Here is an 18909-nt window from a genome sequence, read left to right on the forward strand (position 1 = left end):
CTATGTTTGGTTTTGATCCAACAACAACAACATTTTTGATTTATATTATCGGAATGATTTCAATTGGATTTATTGCTTATCGTTTTACCCATAATTTATCGGATTATATTCTTGGTGGTCGTCGTTTAGGTAGCTTTGTAACAGGTTTATCAGCGGGAGCATCAGATATGTCTGGTTGGCTTCTAATGGGGCTACCTGGCGCAATTTATGCCGCAGGGTTAGTTGAAGGATGGATTGCAATTGGTTTAACAATTGGCGCTTATTGTAATTGGCTATTTGTGGCAGGGCGTTTACGTACTTATACTGAATTTAATGCTAATTCTTTAACCCTTCCTGAATATTTTCATCATCGTTTTAGTGATAAAACAAAAATATTAAAAATTGTTTCTGCAACAATTATTCTCTTTTTCTTTGCAATTTATTGTGCTTCAGGTGTCGTTGCTGGCGCTCGTTTATTTGAGAATTTATTTAATGTCCCTTATTCTACGGCACTTTGGTATGGTGCATTAGCAACGATTATTTACACTTTTATTGGTGGTTTCCTTGCAGTTAGCTGGACAGATACTATTCAAGCTACATTAATGCTATTTGCACTTTTCTTAACCCCAATTTTTGTGCTTATCAATTTAGGTGGTATTGAACAGACTGAGGTAGTGATTGCACAGGCAGGTGCGGCAGTAAATAAAGATTTTACTGATATATTTACTGGTACCTCTTTTATTGGTTTGTTAAGTTTATCAGCATGGGGATTGGGTTATTTTGGACAGCCACATATTCTTGCCCGTTTTATGTCGGCGGAAAGTGCGAGAGCAATCCCAAATGCTCGCCGTATTAGTATGATTTGGATGATTATTTGCTTATTAGGTGCCGTTGGTATTGGTTTCTTTGGGCAAGCATATTTCTTTGTTCACCCAGAACAGGGAGCTGTTGTTAATCAAAATCATGAACAAATTTTTATTGAATTAGCAAAAATCTTATTTAATCCGTGGATTGCAGGTGTGTTACTTTCTGCAATTTTAGCCGCAGTAATGAGTACGTTGAGTGGTCAATTATTAATTTGTGCGAGTGCGATTACTGAAGATTTTTATAAAGGAATCTTACGCCCAAATGCGAGCCAAAAAGAGTTAGTTTGGCTTGGTCGTGCGATGGTACTTGCTATTGCATTGTTAGCAATTGCTTTAGCACAAGATCCAAATAGTAAAGTATTAGGGCTTGTATCTTATGCGTGGGCAGGCTTTGGATGCGCATTTGGCCCAGTTGTGATTTTGTCATTATTTTGGAAACGTATGAATATTTCGGGAACAATGGCTGGAATGATAACGGGTGCATTAGTTGTTGTTTTTTGGAATGATTTTGTGCCAAATAGTGGAATTTATGAAATGATTCCAGGTTTTATTTTAGCAACTCTTGCGATTGTTGTTGTGTCTTTAATCACTCCAGCACCGAAATTAGAAATTGTAGAAACCTTTGAAAAAGCAGAAAAAGCATACTATTCAGAAATGAATAAATAAAATGTAAGAAGACGTTAGGTGATGAACCTCTCGTCTTTTTTTTCAAGTTAAACAAGCGGTGAGATTAACTAATTTTTTACTGCTATTTACTGTTATCTATTTTGTTGTATCTTTAGGAGAAAATAATGTCTTCATACCAAATTTTACCGAAATCCACTACTCTTCGCCCTACTTTAAGTCAGCATTATCGTATTGACGAGCAAACATTGGTTGCACAACTCGTTGAGCAAGCAGAAACAGAAGAATATTCCGAACAGATCAAAGCATTAACGACTAAACTTGTAGAAAAGGTTCGAGCTGATCGTAAAAAAGCAAGTGGTGTTGATGCGTTAATGCATGAGTTTTCCCTTTCGAGTCAAGAGGGGGTAGCGTTGATGTGTTTGGCTGAGGCATTATTGCGTATTCCAGATACAGCAACAGCAGATAAATTAATCCGAGATAAAATTGCTAAAGGAGATTGGCGTTCGCATACAGGTAATAGTCCATCATTATTTGTAAATGCTGCAGCTTGGGGGTTAGTTATTACAGGAAAATTGGTTTCGACACATAGTGAAAGTGGTTTAGCTTCTTCTTTATCTCGTCTAATTTCAAAAGGTGGAGAGCCTTTAATTCGTCGTGGTGTTGATGTTGCGATGCGTTTACTAGGAAAACAATTTGTTACAGGCGAAACAATTCAGGAAGCGATTAAACAGGGCGAAAAGCGTTTTGCGATGGGCTATCGATATAGCTACGATATGTTAGGTGAAGCAGCTTTCACTCGTGAAGATGCAAAACGTTATTATAATGATTATATTGCAGCTATTCACGCAGTGGGAGCTGTTTCACGTGGTCTGGGCGTTTATAATTCTTCGGGTATTTCAGTAAAATTATCCGCAATTCATCCTCGTTATAATTTAGCTCAGCATCAACGAGTATTAGATGAACTTTATCCACAGTTAAAAGATTTGTTCTTGTTAGCTAAAAAATATGATATTAGTTTAAATATCGATGCAGAAGAAGCGGATCGGCTTGAATTATCATTAGACTTAATAGATAAGCTATTAAGTGATCCTGATTTAGCTGGATTTCAAGGTATTGGCTTCGTTGTTCAAACATATCAAAAGCGGTGTACAGCAGTGGTTGATTATTTAATTACGAAAGCTCGTGAAAATAATCGGCAGCTAATGATCCGTTTAGTTAAAGGTGCGTATTGGGACAGTGAAATTAAACGGGCACAAATGGACGGAGCAGAAGGCTACCCTGTTTTTTCTCGTAAGGTTCATACGGATTTAAATTATATTGTATGTGCTAAAAAATTATTAGCAGCTCAAGATGTTATTTATCCACAATTTGCAACTCATAATGCGCAAACATTAGCTACGATTTACTACCTTGCTAAAGGGAAAAAGTTTGAATTCCAGTGTTTACACGGTATGGGTGAAACCCTCTATGATCAAGTAGTTGGGAAAAATAACCTTGATGTACAATGTCGTATTTATGCTCCAGTTGGATCTTATCAGACACTACTCGCTTATTTAGTTCGTAGATTGTTAGAAAACGGGGCAAATAGCTCGTTCGTAAATCAAATTGTTGATGAGAATTTAACGATTGATGATTTAACTCAAGATCCTATTGTGGTTACCCACAAAACTGGGGGGACTATGCACCCTAAAATTCCTCTACCTGTCTCTCTATTTGCAGAACAACGTAAAAATTCAAAAGGCTATGATCTATCTGATGCTATTCATTTACAGGCTTTAGAACAACAGTTAAATACCTTGAGTAGTAAAAAATATATTGCGGCAGCACAATTGGCTGATCATCAATCTGATAATGCTGAAAAACGTGAAGTTTATAATCCCGCAAATCGGGAAGAAATTGTAGGCGAAGTCTTTGATGCAACTGTTGGTGATGTTACAGCTGCATTTGCCGCAGCAGAGAAATTTAAAGCACAATGGCAACAAACGTCTCCCGTAGCACGTGCAGAAATGCTAGAAAAAATGGCAGATTTAATGGAAGAAAATATGCCTCAATTATTTGATCTAGCTGTGCGAGAGGCTGGAAAAACGCTCAATAATGCGATTGCTGAAGTACGTGAGGCGGTTGATTTCTGCCGTTATTATGCAAGGGAAGTCCGTTTAAACCCAGAGGGCTATCGTAATCCAAGAGGAATTATTGTAGCGATTAGCCCGTGGAATTTCCCTCTTGCTATTTTTGTTGGTGAAGTGTCATCTGCATTAGTTGCTGGTAATGTGGTATTAGCTAAACCTGCTGAACAAACTTCATTAATGGCACATTATGCAGTGAGCTTATTTCATCAAGCAGGTATTCCGAAAAATGCGTTGCAATGTTTACCTGGTAGTGGGAAAGTTATTGGAGAGAGATTAGTTACCGATTATCGTGTAAATGGTGTGATTTTCACTGGTTCAACAGATACTGCGAAAAGTATCAATGTGAATTTGCAAAAATTGGAGCATATCGTACCGCTTGTTGCTGAAACGGGCGGGCAAAATGCAATGATTGTAGATAGTTCAGCACTGGGTGAACAGGTCGTTGCAGATGTTTTAAATTCAGCATTTGATTCTGCGGGACAGCGTTGTTCTGCGTTACGAGTATTATATCTACAGCGTGATGTTGCTGATCATATTATTGCGATGCTAAAAGGTGCAATGGCAGAGTTGAAAGTAGGGTTACCACAACATTTGGATACAGATGTTGGACCAGTGATCGATGAAACAGCACAACGTCGCCTATTAAGTCATATTGATGCAATGAAAGCAGTTGCAAAATCTTACTATCAAGTACCAATAGATGCTGAAATTGCAAAAAACGGGATTTTTGTTCCGCCTACGTTATTAGAAATTGATAATATTCAGCAACTGAAACACGAAGTCTTTGGTCCTGTATTGCATGTCATTCGGTTTGATGCGAGAAACTTATCTCAAGTTATAAATGATATTAATTCAACGGGCTTTGGTTTAACCAGTGGCCTACATAGCCGAATTGATGAAACGGTTGATTTATGGCTGAATACGATCCATGCAGGGAATTTATATGTTAATCGTAATACAGTAGGCGCAGTTGTTGGGGTGCAACCTTTTGGTGGTATGGGATTATCAGGTACAGGACCAAAAGCGGGTGGGCCACTTTATCTACAACGTTTAGTAAATCGTACAGAATGGTCGTTAAATGGTTTAGAAGGAGATGTGCAAGCGGTGAGTTATGAGCCATTATTAGCAGGGATTAACTCTGTTCTATCTGGTTCAGAGGCTCAAAATACGTTGGATTTACTGACAAGTCTAAGCCGCCAATCTCCGTTGGGTAAAGTATTTAAAATGCAGGGTATTACTGGTGAAAATAACTTTATGCGTTTTGAACCTCGTCCAGTAATTGCTATTGGTAATGGCTCGCTCTATCAACAAGTTCAAGCGTTAATTGCGATTGTTGTTTGTGGTAGTAAAGCGGTTGTTGAGAAAGAAAGTGAATTGGCTAATGTCGCACACCATTTCGGTGAGTTAGTTCAAGTGGTTAATGATTTCAATGATATAGCACAATTAAGTACTCTTATTGTATTAGATCCGTTATCCCAAGAGCAAAAAGCCCATTTTGCACAACGTGAGGGGGCAATTTTAACTTACATTGAAAGCCTTGATCTTGCTTTATCGCTTTTACCACTGATACACGAAAAAGCGATTAGTATTAACACGGCAGCAGCAGGCGGTAATGCAAGTTTAATGAGCGAAATGGATTAGCTTTCATCATTTCCTGTTGAAAGGATAAACAAGCGGTTAGGTTTTGAATATTTTTTGCAAAAATATAGCAAATCTGAACGCTTGTAACCACTACATCTTGTGGATTTGATAGAAACTTACCACAAGATGTAGTAGCTAGTAAGATAGAAAAATATTTTCCCTTTAAAATCAATCACTCCTACGAACCGATAAGACACCACCGTTTGTCAAGGTCTTGAGATAGAAAAAAAAGTCGATAGAATACCCCTACAAATTTTAACTTTTCGTATTTAGGTGTCTTTCCTATGCCTCGCAATATTTTTAAAAAACGCATTCAAATTAAGCCGTATGAATACCCTGAATTACTTGAATTTAAAGATGCAATTCGTCATTCTTACTGGTTACATACGGAATTTAATTTTACGGGTGATATTCAAGATTATCGAACCAATATCAATGATCACGAACGTCACGTTTTAACACGCACAATGTTAGCGATTTCACAGGTAGAAGTGAATGTAAAACGTTTCTGGGGCGATCTATATCGCTATTTCCCAAAGCCTGAAATTGATGATGTTGGCGGAACATTCGCTGAAAGTGAAGTTCGCCATAAAGATGCGTACTCATTTTTACTGGAAAAACTGGGTTTAAATGAAATGTTCTCGCAAATTACCGATATCAAGCCGTTAATGAAACGGATTGAATATATGGAAGAATTTATGCGTGAAAAAGATGAAGGAAATAAACAGTTTGTTTTATCCCTTGTGCTTTTTTCGCTATTTGTAGAACATATTTCATTGTTTGGTCAATTCTTGATTATGATGTCGTTTAATAAGCAACGGAATATTTTTAAAGGTATTTCCAATGCCGTAGAGGCGACTTCCAAAGAAGAAGAAATTCACGGACGTTTTGGTATTGCGTTGTATGAAATTTTGCGTAATGAACATTCGGAATTATTTACACCTGAATTTTTTGAAGAGTTAAAAGTGTTAGCAAACCAAGCGCTTGAAGCTGAGCGAGGTATTCTAGACTGGATTTTTGAAGAAGGCGATTTAAGCTTTATTAGTCGCAAAACGGTCGAAAATTATATTATGAGTCGTTATAACAACTCTTTAATAGCATTAGGTTTAGAACCACCGTATGATATTGATCCTGATATGTTTAAAGAAACTGAGTGGTTTGATATTGAAATTATCTCAACAAAAGAGACTGATTTCTTTAACAAACGTAGTACTGATTACAGCAAAAAAATGAAACAGATTACCGCAGATGACTTATTCTAACTCTTATTACCAACCAAAATTATTTGAATTGGGCTATACCGATGTAAATCGCCCAGATTTCCACTGGCTAAATGATGATAGCCGTTTATTTTTACAGCGTGGCTATTTACTTGAAGGTACAACAGCCCTTGAACGTATCCGATTCATTGCTGAGCACGCAGAGAGTAAACTTGGTATTGAAGGCTATGCGGATAAATTCTATCACTATATGGCTCGAGGGTATTTCTCGCTTTCTTCGCCTATTTGGTCAAATTTTGGATTAGACCGTGGTTTACCGATTTCTTGTTTTGGTAGCTATATTGGCGACTCAATTCATGAAATTATGGAAACAACGGCAGAAGTTGGCATGATGAGTAAAACTGGGGGTGGTACGTCAGCCTATTTTGGTGATATTCGCCCTCGCGGCTCCGCAATTAAAAATAATGGTAAATCAGATGGATCATTCAATTTCAGTAAATTGTTTGATACCGTGATTGATGTGATTTCACAAGGCACATCTCGTAAAGGTCAGTTTGCAGGTTATATTGATATTGAACACGGCGACATTGATGAATGGTTAGATATTCACACAGAAGGCAACCCTATTCAGTTAATGTACTACGGGGTTTGTGTCGGACACGATTGGCTAGAATCAATGAAAGCGGGTGATCCTTACAAGCGCCAACTTTGGGCAAAAATTTTGCAACGTAAAACAGAAACAGGTATCCCGTATTTATTCTTTAAAGATAACGCCAATGCAGGGCGTCCTGATGTCTATAAAGATAAAAATATGACGGTACACGCCTCTAATTTGTGTACAGAAATTATGCTGCCAGCGAATGAAGAAGAGAGCTTTGTTTGCTGTTTATCTTCAATGAATTTGCTCTATTTTGATGAGTGGAAAGAAACGGATGCTCCCGAAGTTTTAACTTACTTCTTAGATGTGGTGATGTCTGAATTTATTGAGAAAAGTGCGACAATTCCGTTTTTACATAAAGCGAACCGTTTTGCCACTCGTCACCGTGCGTTAGGCTTAGGTGTATTGGGCTGGCATAGTTATTTGCAGGCGAATAATATTGCTTTTGATAGCTTTGATGCAATGCAGAAAAATAACTTAATTTTCAAAACATTGCAGGAAAAAACACTAAAAGCTTCGAAAGAGTTAGCAGAACTTTTTGGTGAACCAGAGCTTTTAAAAGGTTATGGCCGTCGTAATACAACGTTAATGAGTGTTGCACCAACTAAATCAAGTAGCTTTATTTTAGGGAGTGTGTCGCCTTCAGTTGAGCCGTTTAAATCAAATTATTATGTAAAAGACTTAGCAAAAATTAAAACGGTCTATAAAAATCCATTCTTAGAGAAATTATTGCAAGATAAAGGATTGGATACAGAAGAAGTTTGGGAAAGTATTTTATTAAATGATGGTTCTATTCAGCATTTAGCTGAATTAACTGATCATGAAAAAGAAGTATTTAAAACATTCTCAGAAATTAGCCAGTTAAGTGTTATTCAGCAGGCAGCACAGCGTCAAAAATATATTGACCAAGGGCAAAGCATTAACATTATGGTACACCCAGCAACGCCTGCCCGTGATTTAAATAAACTGTATCTTACGGCAGAAGAGTTGGGCTTAAAGTCCATTTACTACCAATACTCAATGAGTGCAGCTCAAGTATTTAACCGCAATTTATTAAGCTGCAGTAGTTGTGAAGGGTAATAACGAGAGCGTTATTTCGCTTTAGAAAAGCAAGCGGTGAGATTAGCAATATTTTTGCAACATCTCACCGCTTGTTTGTTTTTATAAAAAGAGATTAGCTAAGTGATGCTAATTTTTGGCGGACAATTTCAAATAAGCAAACGCCTGTAGCCACTGATACGTTGAGAGAGGAGACTGATCCCGCCATTGGAATACTAATGAGCTGATCGCAATGTTCACGAGTTAAACGACGCATTCCGTCCCCTTCTGCGCCCATCACTAAAGCGATTGAACCTGTTAATTTAACTTGATAGAGATTTTCAGTGGCTTCACCCGCTGTGCCAACAATCCAAACATTATTTTCCTGCAATTCTCGCATTGTACGAGCAAGGTTCGTTACCCGAATTAATGGCACGGTTTCTGCTGCGCCACTCGCCACTTTACGGGCGATTGAGGTCAGCTGTGCTGATTTATCTTTAGGAACAATTACGGCATCAACCCCCGCGGCATCAGCAGTGCGTAAACACGCCCCTAAGTTATGAGGGTCCGTTACACCATCTAAAATGAGTAAAAATGGGTTTTGTTTTGTGGCGAGAATGTGATCGAGATCGTTCTCATTTAATTCTTTCGCTGGCACAATACGTGCAATCACACCTTGATGGACTTCACCCTGTGCTTTGTTATCTAAACTTTGGCGGTTAAGTTGTTGAATACTAATACCTAAACGCTGTAATTGGGCTAAAAGAGGGGCTAAACGTTTATCTTCTCGCCCTTTTAAGACATAAACTTCAATTAAACGTTCTGGGGCGTTATCTAGAAAAGCTTTAACGGCATGAATGCCGTAAATTTGTTCACTCATATTTTTCTCATTATAATAGTCTTGATGATAAATTGCCTCATTTTTAATGAGGCAATCGAATTAATGTTCTCTTGTTTTAAAGAAGGTTACATCGGGGTAGCGTTCTTGAGCAAGGTTTAAATTAACCATTGTTGGAGCAATATAGGTTAAATTATCACCGCCATCAAGAGCTAAATTCTGCTCGTTTTTTCGTTTAAATTCTTCAAATTTTTTCACATCGCTACATTCTACCCAACGAGCAGTTGCAACATTGACTGTCTCATAAATCGCTTCTACGTTATATTCGGATTTTAAACGAGCAACAACTACATCAAATTGAAGTACACCCACAGCTCCAACGATTAAGTCGTTATTCATCAATGGGCGGAATACTTGAACAGCTCCTTCTTCAGACAGTTGTACTAAGCCTTTGAGTAGCTGTTTTTGCTTGAGTGGATCTCTTAAACGAATACGGCGGAAAAGCTCAGGAGCAAAGTTTGGAATACCCGTAAATTTCAAATTTTCCCCTTGTGTAAAGGTATCTCCAATTTGGATTGTACCGTGATTGTGTAAACCAATAATATCGCCTGCATAGGCTTCTTCAGCGTGGGTTCGGTCGCCAGCCATAAATGTTAGAGCATCGGAAATAACCACATCTTTGCCTAAACGAACGTGTTTGAGTTTCATTCCTTTCTCATATTTACCAGAGACAACCCGTAAAAAAGCGACACGATCTCGGTGTTTTGGATCCATATTTGCCTGAATTTTAAAGACAAAACCGCTGAATTTTTCTTCATCAGCAGAAACGATACGTTCATCGGTTTGACGTGGTTGCGGTTTGGGAGCCCAAGTAGTTAAACCGTCAAGGAAGTGATCAACCCCAAAATTACCTAATGCTGTTCCAAAGAATACAGGAGTAAGTTCACCGTTGAGGAAAGCCTCAAGTTCAAATTCATTACTTGCACCTTGAACGAGTTCTAGCTCATCACGCAGTTGTTGAGCAAGATCATCACCCACAGCTAAATCTAATTCAGGATTGTTTAGCCCTTTTATAATACGTCTTTCTTGGATTGTATGCCCTTGTCCTGTTTGGTAGAGATAGGTTTCATCATTAGCAATATGATAAACCCCTTTGAATAGTTTTCCACAACCAATGGGCCACGTTATTGGTGCACAGCGGATTTTTAAGATACTCTCAACTTCATCAAGTAATTCCATTGGATCACGAATATCTCGGTCAAGTTTATTCATAAAGGTTAAAATCGGCGTATCACGCAGGCGAGTAACTTCCATCAGTTTAATCGTACGTTCTTCAACCCCTTTTGCTGAATCAATTACCATTAAGCAACTATCAACCGCAGTGAGGGTACGGTAAGTGTCTTCCGAGAAGTCTTCGTGCCCAGGAGTATCTAATAAATTAACGAGGCAATCATTATAAGGAAATTGCATTACAGAAGTCGTAATAGAAATACCACGCTGTTTTTCCATTTCCATCCAGTCCGATTTAGCGTGTTGGGCAGAGCCTTTTCCTTTTACTGAACCCGCTTTTTGGATTGCATTACCGTAAAGCAACACTTTTTCAGTAATGGTCGTTTTACCCGCATCGGGGTGGGAAATAATTGCAAAAGTTCGGCGTTTATTAACTTGTTGTGGATAATCGTTTAAGGACATTATTTTCTCTTATAATTGTTTTAAATGAGTTGTTTAAGATAGTTTTATCAATTTTTATTATTGTCCCCTATCTTTTAGGTTATAACAACTATAACGATGAAATTATGATAATAATTGCACATATTTAGGCTAAATATACCGCTTGTCAGGAGAAAAGATGAATTGGTTTTTGTTAGAGATGAAATACCTTTGATTTTAAAGGTCTAGTAAGATGGCGGGGGTTTTGCTAGTTTACTTTGGTATATATCCTTATCTCCTAGGCGTTAGATATTTTGAATACTGCAATAAGTGCGTTAAATCTGTCGTTAGTTTTCCAGTTTATTTTGAGCCTTTTTATATTTTAAAGAGGGTCAAAAATACCCCAATAAATATGGTGATAGCTCTAAATAGCAAATTCAAGCGATTGAACAAGAAAATAAAGATTTAACAGTTTAAACAAGCGGTAAGATCACGTTTTAATTTGTTATTTATGAAATGCCCAGTAATTACTGGGCATTTTTATTTGATATCTCGATCATCAACGCCAACCAGTAAATAATTGCCGTCAATATCCGCTAGGCTACGAAAACCAATATTAAAAATTTCACAATATTTATTGCGGTTGATTGGGCGATAATCAAAATTATCGTGATGATGCCCGTGGAAAATTTTGTTTACTCCCATTTTTCGTGCCAGCTGATTAAGCCTTGCAAAGCCTTGAGGGTGAGGGCGTGGGGCTTCGTGGGTAATTAAAATATCTGCTTTTTGTGTTTCTAGCTGTTCAATATCCGAAGGAAAAATTGAACTACGGTGACGTAATGGTACACCGCCTCGCCAAATACGTTCTTGGGGCGAATATTGACAGTAATGGATTGGGTCAAAAAACATTGGCCGATGAGGAGGCATCCAAATATGTCCACGAAATACCCCTCCCAGCCCTGCAATACGGTATCCTTGAATATCAACGACACGTCCGTGTAAATTACGTTCTTTCCAGTGGGAGCCCCAGATAGAATCGAAGGCAGTTACTGTTTTGCTATCGTGATTGCCGTGAATAAACCAGATATCACAGTATTGAGCGAGCTTATCTAATTCAGTGGGTGTGGTTAATTGTAAATCCCCTAAAATAATTAAAGCAACGTCATTGTGTGCTTGTACAATGGGATAAAGATGAGCATAACTTCCGTGAGGATCGCCCGCAAACAGGATCATTTCTATTTCTCGTTATGTTTAAAATTGCTTGGAATTGGCTCTTCATTAAGAATAGCTTCAACGACATCTTTTGTCTGATTATAGCGATCTAAGTAACTTGGAGATTCAATTTCAATATAAGGCACGTGGTATTTATCTAGTAATTTTTTGAGTAGCTGTTGAAAACGTTGTCGCTGTTTAGTTGAACCTAAACTGCGTAAACCGTCATTAACCCATTTTGTGTTGTTTGAGAGTAAAATGGTTATATCAAATGGATACTCTCGAATCATTGAATCCAAAAATGGGTGTGCTTTGCCTTCATATTGAATACAAAAGGCTTGGGTTGTAATGTAATCAGTATCAATAATTGCTACTTTATGGGCGTGTTTAGTTGCGTAGTCAATATAGCGTTGATGTCCTAGTGCAATTTGTGGATAGTCGGAGTATTGTAATGCTTGTTCATTCCCACCAAGGGTTTCAAAAACATATTCACGTCCATATTCCCAAGCAGAGGTGGTATTAAATACGTTTGCTAACTTGCTCACGAGAACACTTTTTCCACTACTTTCGCCACCTAAAATTGCAATTGTTTTAACAAAAAACGGACGTACTTCTTTTGGAATAAAACGCCAATGTTGGAATGGATTATTACGAATTTTTGTCGCAGAAATATTGAATGAATTACGTTCTGGATCAACTAAATGTACGGTTAAATTAAGGTATTTTTCGTACGGAATTTTGTCTTGAATTTCACTACTAAAAACAATAGTCGGTTTAATATTTTTCTCATTAAACAATACAGTTACTCGTTCAGCCCAGGCTTCCCAACCATCTGGATAATGAGGAAGCCCATCTTCGACTAAGTGGTGGATAAAAATCTGCTTTTGCTGATATTTAAAAATTTGTTGCATCCAACGTAGGCGATCTTCGTTGGTTGGCATTCTTTTCATTTTACTATTGTGGAAGAGTTTTAAATCTCGTTCTGTATCGGTACAAACAATGATGTGAAGTTGATCAACTTTGCTGAAGGCTTCGTAAATCATATTTATATGCCCAGTATGGACAGGATAAAATTTACCAAAAATAACGCCTACACGGGGGCGTTGTTCGCCGATTTGTAGCGCTTTATGTAGGGCAGCGAGAGTTTCTTCGCTTGGGTTTGATATTTCCCCAATCACTAATTGATTAAAATAATCGGTGGTGATATTAGCTTGCTCACAAACCTCATTTATTTTGAGTTTGAGCTGTTTACGTTTTTGTTGAAGGTAAGCAAAATCAGGCATAAGTTTGTCCTCAAGATAAGTTGTAAATGATAGGCGAAATCGCTGTTTTTGTCATTGTTTTTATGTATTTACAAGCGGTGAGATCAGATGAAGTTTTTGCAAAAAAATGTATAAATGCTTTCTACTTTCTGCTGGCAGAGTATAATCAGCTAATTTTGATGGGAAGAAATTTATGGCATTATTGATTAATCATAAATGTACTAATTGCGATATGTGCGAGCCAGAATGCCCAAATCAGGCTATTTCAATGGGCGATGAAATTTATGTGATTGATCCTGCCCTTTGTACAGAATGTGTCGGTCATTATGAAACACCAACTTGCCAGAAAGTCTGCCCAATAAATAATTGTATTATTAAAGATCCCGACCATATTGAAACAACCGAGCAGTTGTGGGAGCGCTTTGTGTTAATTCATCACGCAGATGAATTGTAGTAATGGGCAAAAATAATCGTGATCTAACCGCTTGCAAGGGGGCAGATCACGCTATTTTTTGTATTCTAGTTTGTAGTGAGATTTAACGCTTGGCGTTGTGCATCAATGAGCTGTGAAATTCCGCCTTTTGCTAGTTCTAACAAAGTGAGTAATTCAGAATGGCTGAATGGTTCGCCTTCCGCTGTTCCTTGAATTTCAACTAATCTCCCATCTTCGACCATCACCACGTTCATATCTGTTTCTGCATTAGAATCTTCCACATATTCTAAATCACATACTGCTTGATTATCTACGATTCCCACTGAAATTGCAGCGACTAAACTTTTCATCGGGTTTTGTTTAAGCGTTCCATTTGTGAGAAGAGTTTGAATCGCATCGTGCAACGCAACGCAAGCTCCTGTAATAGCGGCAGTGCGTGTGCCGCCATCAGCTTGGATTACATCACAGTCGAGGGTTATGGTTCGTTCACCAAGGAGTTTGAGATCAACGACTGCACGCAGTGAACGAGCAATTAATCGCTGAATTTCCATTGTACGTCCACTTTGTTTGCCCTTGGCTGCTTCCCGTTGGCTACGGCTATGGGTTGCTCGAGGTAACATTCCGTATTCAGCGGTAATCCATCCTTGTTGTTGCCCTTTTAAAAAGCGAGGGACATTTTCTTCAATCGTAGCATTACATAGCACTTTCGTTTCGCCAAATTCGATCAAAACAGAGCCTTCGGCATAACGGGTATATTGGCGAGTGATCTTGATTGGACGAGTTTGATGAGCAGGTCGATCATTTGGACGCATTATTTCTATTCCTTTTACTATAATGAAATGTGAAACCCTTGTGATAATAGGATCTCAATGCAAAATTTTCCCTATTTTAACAGAATAAAGGGTACAATAGCCTTAATTTTTGAACTAAACAATTTAGCTATAAGAGAGAGTAAAATGATTTATAGTATGACAGCTTTTGCACATTTAGAAATCAAAAAAACGTGGGGGAATGCAGTATGGGAACTTCGTTCAGTTAATCAGCGTTTTTTGGAAACATTTTTCCGTTTGCCCGAACAATTTCGCCACTTAGAAATGTCACTGCGTGAGCGTCTGCGTGCAGAGTTATCTCGTGGGAAAGTGGAGTGTAGCTTACGTATTGAATTAAATAGCCATAAAAACAATGAATTATCATTAAATCAAGATTATGCGAAGCAAGTTATTGGCTCTTTACAATGGCTTAAAGAAACTGCGCAGGCAGGCGAGATAAATTTAGTTGATATTTTGCGTTTTCCTGGCGTTGTCGATAATCAATCACAAGATCTTGATCAAATTAGTCAAGATCTGTTGGTAGGGTTTGAGCAAATTTTAAGGGAGTTTATTGCGATGAGAGGGCGTGAGGGGGAGAGTTTAAATACACTTATCCAACAGCGATTGACCTTGATTGCCCAAGAAGCAAGTAAGGTTCAAACTCAGATGCCGAGCATTTTACAATGGCAAAAAGATCGTTTATCGCAACGTTTTGAAGAGTTGAATTTACAGCTTGATCCGCAACGTCTTGAGCAGGAAATGGTACTTTTAGCACAGCGAGTAGATGTAGCAGAAGAGCTAGATCGTTTACAGCTTCACGTTAAAGAAACGCAATCTATTTTGAACAAAGGCGGTGCAGTTGGGCGTAAACTAGATTTTATGATGCAAGAACTTAATCGAGAGGCAAATACGTTAGCTTCAAAATCAATCAATGCAGAGGTAACCAATTCTGCGGTTGAATTGAAAGTCTTGATTGAACAGATGCGTGAGCAGATCCAAAATTTAGAGTAACAAAAGTTTTAGCAAAAAATGGACGGATCGCACCGCTTGCGATCCATTTTAAGCAAGACGTAGTGAAATTTCACCAATCGCAAAGGCTTTTATGCCTTCAGGCTGTGCTAATAAAAGCTCACCTTGTTCGTTTATACCTTGTGAGATGCCGTAAATATCACCTTGTTCGGTTAATAGTTTCACAGGCTGTTGGTAAAAAAGATCAAATTTTTTCCAACGGGAAAGGTATTCTTTAAATGACGTATGTTGGTATTCAATTAACATTCTTTGTAATTGAGAAAGAATGGTTGCTGTGATATGGTTGCGATCGAAGCGGTAGTCAGCAAGATCAGACCAGGGTTGAAGTTTAATATCAGGTTCAGTCGTTGGCATTGCGAGGTTTAACCCAACTCCAATGACTAAGTGGATTTGCTGGCTATCAAACCGATTTTCAATCAAAATCCCCCCCATTTTTTTACCTTGGTAATAAATATCGTTTGGCCACTTAATTTGAATATTGTTTACCCCGAGCTGTTCAAACGTCTCTGCAAGGGTAAGAGCAACAATTAAGCTCAAAGACGAAATAGGCTGAGAAAGTGGAAGATCGTAACGCCAAAGTAAAGAACAGTATAAATTTTGGCTAAGGGGGGAATACCATTGCCGTCCACGCCGTCCTCGTCCTGCCGTTTGGCTCTCGGCTAAACAAGCTGTTCCACAAGCTAAATGTTGATAATGGTTGAGCAAATATTCGTTGGTTGAATCGATTTGCTCAAAGACAAAAATATCACCGCAAAGTAAAGACGGCTGAATTAACGTGCCGTTGAGCTTGCTCATCGGGTTATTTCCTCACTATCAACTTCGCCATTTTTCCCAATAAAACGTACTTCAGGGTGAATTTCTACACCAAATTTTTCACGCACTTTATGGCGGACAGCACGAGAAAGAGCTAGCACATCGGTACCTGTTGCATTATGTTTATTGATAAGCACTAAGGCTTGTTGAGTGTGTACGCTTGCTCCACCGATCTGAAAGCCTTTAAGCTGGCATTGGTCAATGAGCCAGCCAGCTGGCAATTTAACGGTGCCGTCTGCTTGGAAATAGTGTGGTATGGTTGGATAAGCGGTCTGAAGTTCATTAAATTTTGCTAATGAGATAATTGGATTTTTGAAAAAACTACCTGCATTACCGACTTCATCAGGATTAGGCAGTTTAGCAGAACGTACAGCACAAACTTCATCAAAGATTTGTCGTGCAGTAACATCGGTTGGATCTAAATTGGCGAGCGAGCCGTAACTTAATACAGGTTGCCACGCTTTAGATAACTTCAGCCCAACGGCAATAATGGCATAGCCATCTTTATATTGATGTTTAAAAATACTTTCTCGATAGCCAAATTCACACTGGTTTTTCTCTAATCTAAAATATTCGCCTGAACGTAGATTAAGCACATCGACAAAATCACATACGTTTTCAAATTCAACGCCATAAGCTCCGATATTTTGGATAGGTGCACTGCCTACGCAGCCTGGGATTAAGGCTAAATTTTCTAGCCCGTAAATTCCCTGAGAGAGTGTCCATTGCACGAGTTCGTGCCAATTTTCGCCACCAGCAATATGCAAATAGTGGAAATGTTCATCTTCTGAATGTTTAATCCCTTTGAGTTGATTAAGAATCACTGTGCCACAGAAATTATCTAAAAAAAGTAGATTACTACCTTGTCCGACAAGCAATATTGGCTGATGGGCATTATTAGCTTGTTGCCATTTATACAGCAATTCATCAGCAGTTTTTACCGCTACAATATGAGTGGCGCTGACGGGTAAATGGAATGTATGAAAGGGCGTTAAACTTTGGTTCATTGTGTAGTCCAACTAAAAAGAGGTGAAATTGCATTAATAATTTAGAAATTTTAGCATTTTTTTTGTTGAAAAGATCGCTATTGTGCAAAGCTCGAATTATTTTGTAACAAATTGAACAAAATATGCCATAATTTAGTTATACATTGATAGGAGAAATTGATGAATATTCGAGACTTAGAGTACTTGATTGCCTTAGCTGATTTTAAACATTTCCGTAAAGCGGCCGATGCTTGTAATGTTAGCCAACCTACGTTAAGCGGCCAAATACGCAAATTAGAAGATGAGCTTGGGACGATTTTATTAGAGCGGACAAGTCGTAAAGTACTTTTTACCCAAGCTGGATTGACATTAGTTGAGCAGGCTAAATCAGTATTGAGAGAGGTACGGATTTTAAAAGAGATGGCGAGTAATCAAGGAAAAGAGATGTCTGGCCCTATTTTAATCGGTATTATTCCAACGCTAGGCCCCTATATTTCTCCGATTATTTTACCTGAATTAAGAAAACAGTTTCCTGAATTGGATCTCTATATTTATGAACTACAAACCTCAGTGCTTATTGAGCAGTTAGAATCAGGACAGTTAGATTGTGGACTTGTTGCACTAACCCGTGAAAGTGAACCTTTTATTCAAGTGCCATTGTTCAATGAAAAAATGCGTTTAGCCGTGCCTAATTCGCATTGTTGGGCGAAAGAAACGAAAAATTTAGATTTAAGTATGCTACGAGATAAAGAGCTGTTAATGTTAGATAATGGACACTGCTTACATATGCAATCAATGGAGTATTGCGTATCCGTTGGAGCAAGAGAGAATAAACGGGTTAAAGCGAGTAGCTTAGAAACGTTACGCAATATGGTCTCTGCTGAAGTAGGAATGGCATTAATTCCAGAATTAGCGACTAAGGTAAATAGCTTATCTGATGGCGTAACTTACCGCTCTTTTAATGAACCTGAACCATACCGAATGATTGGGTTTATCTATCGCCCTGGATCGCCACTGCGACAACGCTATGAGCGTCTCGCAAAAGAAATTAAACATATTATGGACATCGCTCAATGAGTATAGGCGTACGAGCAGCGCAAAAAGAGAAAACGCGCCGAGCATTAATTGATGCGGCTTTTAATCAGCTTACCGCAGAGAAAAGTTTTTCGAATTTAAGTTTACGAGAAGTGGCCCGAGAAGCGAATATTGCACCAACATCATTTTATCGCCATTTTAAAGATATGGACGAATTAGGTCTAGCGATGGTTGATGAATCAGGGCTTATTCTCCGCCAATTGATGCGTCAAGCGCGTAAACGTTTAGAAGATGGTGGAAGTGAAGTCGTAACGTCTGTCGAAACATTTTTTGAATTTATTGATAAACGCCCAAATATATTCCGATTATTATTGCGTGAAAGCTCGGGAACATCATTGGCATTTCGTACAGCAGCTTCTCGAGAAATTCAGCATTTTGTTGCAGAATTAGCGGAGTATATTCAACGCAATAATACCCAAATAACATCTGAATTAGCGTATGTTCAGTCAGAAGGATTGGTTATTCTTGTGTTTACGGCAGGATCGCACGCACTTGATATGAATAAGCAACAGCGTCAAGAACTTAAGCAACGAGTGATTATGCAACTGAAAATGCTAATGAAAGGAGCAATGTTTTACGCTCAGAGTAAACGTTCGTGAAGATATAGAAGTGTAATGATAAATA

Annotated in this window: 15 protein-coding genes; 8 read left to right on the forward strand and 7 right to left on the reverse strand. The window is 38.3% G+C overall.

The window, feature by feature from the left end; genetic code table 11:
- The first annotated feature begins 2 nt into the window (after positions 1–2).
- From putP to A6B43_RS05370, 4 genes are all read left to right on the forward strand, one after another.
- Positions 3–1511, forward strand: coding sequence for a sodium/proline symporter PutP (gene putP / locus A6B43_RS05355; RefSeq protein WP_124211799.1), 1509 nt, complete (start codon positions 3–5; stop codon positions 1509–1511).
- 125 nt (positions 1512–1636) lie between these two features.
- A complete protein-coding gene (gene putA / locus A6B43_RS05360) occupies positions 1637–5242 on the forward strand; it encodes a bifunctional proline dehydrogenase/L-glutamate gamma-semialdehyde dehydrogenase PutA (protein ID WP_124211798.1) in 3606 nt (1201 codons plus the stop codon).
- 284 nt (positions 5243–5526) lie between these two features.
- Entirely contained in the window at positions 5527–6504 is a 978-nt protein-coding gene (locus A6B43_RS05365) for a ribonucleotide-diphosphate reductase subunit beta (RefSeq protein WP_124211797.1), read from the forward strand.
- Complete coding sequence (locus tag A6B43_RS05370) at positions 6491–8200, forward strand: ribonucleoside-diphosphate reductase subunit alpha (RefSeq protein ID WP_237306859.1); 1710 nt, start codon at positions 6491–6493, stop codon at positions 8198–8200. Before A6B43_RS05365 ends, A6B43_RS05370 begins: the two co-directional genes overlap by 14 nt.
- Before the next feature lie 94 nt (positions 8201–8294).
- Here the strand turns inward: A6B43_RS05370 and rlmB are convergent, their stop codons facing one another.
- The 4 genes from rlmB to nadR form a co-directional block, all read right to left on the reverse strand.
- Positions 8295–9038: a 23S rRNA (guanosine(2251)-2'-O)-methyltransferase RlmB gene (gene rlmB / locus A6B43_RS05375; protein WP_124211796.1), complete on the reverse strand. Its 744-nt coding sequence runs from the start codon at positions 9036–9038 to the stop codon at positions 8295–8297.
- Positions 9039–9098: 60 nt separating this feature from the next.
- Complete coding sequence (gene prfC / locus A6B43_RS05380) at positions 9099–10688, reverse strand: peptide chain release factor 3 (protein ID WP_124211795.1); 1590 nt, start codon at positions 10686–10688, stop codon at positions 9099–9101.
- 498 nt (positions 10689–11186) lie between these two features.
- Positions 11187–11879 carry a metallophosphoesterase family protein gene (locus A6B43_RS05385; RefSeq protein WP_124211794.1) on the reverse strand — a complete coding sequence of 231 codons (693 nt, stop codon included), beginning with the start codon at positions 11877–11879 and terminating at the stop codon, positions 11187–11189.
- A 2-nt stretch (positions 11880–11881) separates the two neighbouring features.
- On the reverse strand, positions 11882–13141 hold the full coding sequence (gene nadR, locus A6B43_RS05390; protein ID WP_124211793.1) for a multifunctional transcriptional regulator/nicotinamide-nucleotide adenylyltransferase/ribosylnicotinamide kinase NadR: 1260 nt from the start codon (positions 13139–13141) through the stop codon (positions 11882–11884).
- 172 nt (positions 13142–13313) lie between these two features.
- Here nadR and A6B43_RS05395 point away from each other — a divergent pair, with 172 nt between their 5' ends.
- Positions 13314–13574 (forward strand): YfhL family 4Fe-4S dicluster ferredoxin, encoded by a 261-nt coding sequence (locus A6B43_RS05395; protein WP_124211792.1) that lies wholly within the window; start codon positions 13314–13316, stop codon positions 13572–13574.
- Positions 13575–13639: 65 nt separating this feature from the next.
- Here the strand turns inward: A6B43_RS05395 and rph are convergent, their stop codons facing one another.
- A complete protein-coding gene (gene rph / locus A6B43_RS05400) occupies positions 13640–14365 on the reverse strand; it encodes a ribonuclease PH (RefSeq protein WP_124211791.1) in 726 nt (241 codons plus the stop codon).
- Positions 14366–14509: 144 nt separating this feature from the next.
- Here rph and A6B43_RS05405 point away from each other — a divergent pair, with 144 nt between their 5' ends.
- Positions 14510–15373, forward strand: coding sequence for a YicC/YloC family endoribonuclease (locus A6B43_RS05405; RefSeq protein ID WP_124211790.1), 864 nt, complete (start codon positions 14510–14512; stop codon positions 15371–15373).
- Positions 15374–15421: 48 nt separating this feature from the next.
- On the opposite strand, the gene A6B43_RS05410 is transcribed toward A6B43_RS05405, so the two are convergent.
- Positions 15422–16186 carry a biotin--[acetyl-CoA-carboxylase] ligase gene (locus A6B43_RS05410; RefSeq protein WP_124211789.1) on the reverse strand — a complete coding sequence of 255 codons (765 nt, stop codon included), beginning with the start codon at positions 16184–16186 and terminating at the stop codon, positions 15422–15424.
- Positions 16183–17211: a UDP-N-acetylmuramate dehydrogenase gene (gene murB / locus A6B43_RS05415; RefSeq protein WP_124211788.1), complete on the reverse strand. Its 1029-nt coding sequence runs from the start codon at positions 17209–17211 to the stop codon at positions 16183–16185. The genes A6B43_RS05410 and murB overlap by 4 nt, the downstream gene beginning before the upstream one ends.
- Positions 17212–17370: 159 nt before the next feature.
- Between murB and oxyR the strand changes: the two genes are divergently transcribed.
- Positions 17371–18267, forward strand: a complete 897-nt coding sequence (oxyR, locus tag A6B43_RS05420) for a DNA-binding transcriptional regulator OxyR (RefSeq protein WP_124211787.1) — start codon at positions 17371–17373, stop codon at positions 18265–18267.
- The gene (fabR, locus tag A6B43_RS05425) at positions 18264–18884 is read left to right on the forward strand and encodes an HTH-type transcriptional repressor FabR (RefSeq protein ID WP_124211786.1); all 621 of its coding nucleotides are present in this window, start codon (positions 18264–18266) and stop codon (positions 18882–18884) included. The genes oxyR and fabR overlap by 4 nt, the downstream gene beginning before the upstream one ends.
- Positions 18885–18909: the final 25 nt, after the last annotated feature.

The organism is Vespertiliibacter pulmonis (assembly GCF_013377275.1).
Classification (GTDB): Bacteria; Pseudomonadota; Gammaproteobacteria; order Enterobacterales; family Pasteurellaceae; genus Vespertiliibacter; species Vespertiliibacter pulmonis.